Raw genomic sequence first — 3,475 nt, 5'->3', positions numbered from 1 at the left:
CGGCGGGATAGGGTAAATAAAAAACCAGAGGCATCAATAGTTGATAACTCTGGTTTTCCCCCGCACGCAGTTGCGATTGGGGGCGATTGGTTAGGCAGCGGCTGGAGTTTCCAGCGTTGCCATGAATGCCTCGTAGTGGCGCAGGACGCATTCCTGCTCGCCTTCATTGGGGAGTAGTCCCTTGATGATGGTTCGCACGTGCGTCATCTTGTACGTCCAGAAAAGTCGGTTGACTTCGCAGCTGGCTTGGCTCAGGTACTTAACCAAGTATTCCTCGATGGCGAGTACGACGCCGTCAGGGTAGAGTTCCCTTCCAGCCATCATGCGGGCCAGGAGGCCGATGCCGTATTTCTTCACGTTAGGGGCGAAGTCCTGTTGGCTGAGACGGTCGAGCAGGAACTGCTCATTGCCGAATTTGATCAGTATTTCGTTCTTTTTCATTTGTTCACCCAAGTATCAATCAGATCACCTACTACCCTCAGGTAGCCATGCGAATTTCGCACAGGCTCCTTTTGCGCAAAGTAGAGTGTTACCGACGTGCGGTTAAGCTTGTCGATTCTGACCTGGACCCCAAAGCCGGTTCTTCCGATAAGGCTGCGGATAACGGTGAAGAGGGGGTGGGTACTCGTGACTGCGTCACTAGCCACCTGGTCCATCTCAACTGTCCAGCGGTAGCTCTCTACGTCTTCGACGGCTCGTCGTGGAATCTCACAGGGTGGAAGTGGGACTTTCAGCCTGATTTCCAATCCGAGATCGAACATCTCCTTCTTGAAAAGGGCAATATCACGGTCTAGGACCTGCTGAAAGTGGGTGCGTAGTGCTGGGGTAAGAGGGGGGACTCCCATTAGCCCGCCGTTTTTCTTTATGATGTGGTCCAGAAGGAGGATTCCACTGTATTCGTCTTCTCTTGAGAAGGATTTCCAGTGGTAATCGTCATTATTCCAGCTAATCTTGCCGATCTTTGTTCTTCGTGTACTTGCTATGTTAAACCTCTTTTCCCAAAGGGAGGGTGGGATATGTTTTACGTGCTTCCCAGTAGCACCCTCCATTGCTGGAGGTGAATGTATCGGTGAGACATTCTTCTCTCAGTAGTTTTGCTACCTATGATGCCGCACGGAATGCGGGGACATAGAAAGCAAGTGAAGATGCGCTACTTTAGCACAATCCAACAGGTTTGTCAATCAGTAAACAGCATTAAAAAAGAGGCACCTAGTACTTGGTGCCTCAATGAGGAATTAGCCCTTCTTCTCGTTACTGTTGGTTTGCTCAAACCGAAGTCGGTTGTAGCAGAATGCGTGCGCCCAGGTGCGGTTATCCATCAGCTGGGGAAAAGCACTGGACCATCGGTCGGACATTCTGCTTCCCGCATACATGCAGACTCCAAAGAGTACGAGCACGCCAATGCGCGGCAGTATTCCCGGTAGGAAGACTACGCCGATAAGGCTGAGTACGGCAAAAGTATAGAGGAGGTCCGTAAGGACTCCCCACTTTCGTGTTTCCGCAAAGTCTTTTCCGCAGAAGCCGCAGCTTGTTTTCCGAAACTCGTTCCAAGCCGCTCTGCGAACCCGCCTCTTGGCATCATGGTAAGAGCAAATTGGGTGAGGCATATCGCCCCGGTTAGCAGACAGGGGATTGTCGATATAGAAACCTGGGGGGAAGTCGCTCATGGACATCCCCCAGGGTGTTTGCCGTGGCCCTGCTTAAGCAACCCAGCTCCACAATGAGTAGAGGGCGGTTGAGCCCATTACAAGGTAGAAGCTACGAAGCAGCCACTCTGAACCTGGTATGCGCTCGCACAGTTCCTTAAGAGCGCCGATCGCGAAAAGGCTGGCAAAGAAGCTGCCTGGGTAGGCAAACAGTTTGTACGCCACGGTCACGAAGGCCAGATTGAGAAGGTGAAGGATGACTATGAGCAAGAAGAGGTAGAGATTTCTTCCCCAATGTTGCCCTGCTTGAGTAGGTTGAGATTGTGCGTCCATATGAGTGCCTCTACGTGCGGTAATGGTTACCGCGGGTCGGGTTGTCGAAGTGCTGAGGAGACAATAGCAAAATAAGGGCTGTCTGTATAGCTTCCAGAGCTGGTTTCATGAGAATGTTTGCTATTCAAAAATACCCGCCGTGGGGCGGGTATTTTTTCATCCTCTTAAAACCCTAGAACCGGTGGGTAAGGATCCAGCCACTGCCACTATTGGTATTCTTTGCAATCACGTAGCTCTTCTTGCTGGCAATATCGTAGTAGGTAATTGTGTCATCTACCTCGTAGATAAACGATTTTCCGTCATAGGAATTGATTGCCATGTTCATACCGCCTTTTGCACCATCCATGGGGTTGGTGATGTTGGAGGTAATATGTTTTGTGCCCACTTTGGTGGAAAAGTCGTAGGTCCAAATACCCTGCTTGCTAGGGATAGAAGGCCCAACGTTACTAACGGCAAAGGCCAGGGTCATGCCGTCGGGCGCCCATTCAATGCCTGAAGCTTGCCCTGATGCGTCAAAGGCAAAGAGGTTTTCCACTGTGCCATCGCTTAGGTTGAGAGCACTCAATCCAGCTGATGAGTTAAAGGGATTGGTGTCATAAGCTATCTTGCGCATATTTGGCCCAAACACCGCACCGTCCACATCTGCGGTAACCGTAGTGTTTTCCTGCTTGAAGATTTGCTTCTCTGTCACTTTGTTGGTGGCGAGGTCTACGGTGCGAAGGTACTGGTCGCGGAAAAAGCTCTCACCCTCTTTACGCTGGCGGCTCTCGCCAAGGTAAATCAGCTTTTCGTCACTGGAGAGGATGATTTGTGTGTTGACTACTCCAACGTCCGCCAATTTAGTCCGGGCCTTTGTGGAGGTGTCTACCACATACAGGTCTTGCCCGTCGTCATCGCTATTCCTGAGAAGAAGGTAAATTTTGGCACCGTCTTTTGTTACTCTCCACTGGTTGCTGGCAATGCCGTCTATATCAACGACACGCTCTTTAGCGGGGAATTTGGTAATGCGGGTATAAACAGGTGCATCTGCTCCCTTTCCTCCGTACTCGCTGTTCTCTGTATAGGAATTTCCTGCTGCATCAAATTGGACATCTTCATTTTCGTAGGAGCTGCCCCCGCCGTCGGTTTCTCCTGCGGGCTCATAAGTGGCAACCACTTCCTTTTTGGTGGTGTCAAAGTAGCTGTATATGCGCTGGCTGGAATCGGCCTTGGCGTAGATGACAACAATAGTGCCGGATTTGTTGTAGGGCTCTTCTTTGAGGGCTGCTGGTGTAGCAGTGGCCGCCGGAGTGGCTGTTGCTTCTGGTGTAGCAGTTGCTTCCGGTTCAGGAGTGGTAGTTACTACAGGTACCCGTGTGTACAGGTATGCGCCAATGCCGAGAGCCAGGACGAGTGCGCCTGCTACCGGATAGGCAACTTTAGGATTAGGGTGTTTTTCCATCCCACTTTCATTAGGTAAATATGCATTCAGTATCCTCCTGCAAATGTGTCTGGTA

At 50.9% G+C, this 3,475-nt stretch carries 5 protein-coding genes; all 5 read right to left on the bottom strand.

The window, feature by feature from the left end:
- Positions 1 to 90 precede the first annotated feature (90 nt).
- The 5 genes from VLA04_05555 to VLA04_05535 all read right to left on the bottom strand — a co-directional run bounded on the left by VLA04_05555 (position 91) and on the right by VLA04_05535 (position 3,420).
- On the bottom strand, positions 91 to 441 hold the full coding sequence (locus VLA04_05555) for a hypothetical protein (protein ID HSI21133.1): 351 nt from the start codon (positions 439 to 441) through the stop codon (positions 91 to 93).
- Positions 438 to 1,049 carry a hypothetical protein gene (locus VLA04_05550; protein ID HSI21132.1) on the bottom strand — a complete coding sequence of 204 codons (612 nt, stop codon included), beginning with the start codon at positions 1,047 to 1,049 and terminating at the stop codon, positions 438 to 440. Before VLA04_05550 ends, VLA04_05555 begins: the two co-directional genes overlap by 4 nt.
- Positions 1,050 to 1,235: 186 nt before the next feature.
- Positions 1,236 to 1,667 (bottom strand): hypothetical protein, encoded by a 432-nt coding sequence (locus VLA04_05545; GenBank protein ID HSI21131.1) that lies wholly within the window; start codon positions 1,665 to 1,667, stop codon positions 1,236 to 1,238.
- A gap of 33 nt (positions 1,668 to 1,700) precedes the next feature.
- Complete coding sequence (locus VLA04_05540; GenBank protein ID HSI21130.1) at positions 1,701 to 1,979, bottom strand: hypothetical protein; 279 nt, start codon at positions 1,977 to 1,979, stop codon at positions 1,701 to 1,703.
- Positions 1,980 to 2,151: 172 nt separating this feature from the next.
- On the bottom strand, positions 2,152 to 3,420 hold the full coding sequence (locus tag VLA04_05535; GenBank protein ID HSI21129.1) for a hypothetical protein: 1,269 nt from the start codon (positions 3,418 to 3,420) through the stop codon (positions 2,152 to 2,154).
- Between the last annotated feature and the right edge of the window lie 55 nt (positions 3,421 to 3,475).

The sequence above is a fragment of the Verrucomicrobiia bacterium genome (assembly GCA_035460805.1).
GTDB lineage: Bacteria > Patescibacteriota > UBA1384 > CAILIB01 > CAILIB01 > DATHWI01.
Note: the sequence above shows the minus strand (reverse complement) of the source record. Positions and strands in the feature narration are given on the sequence as shown.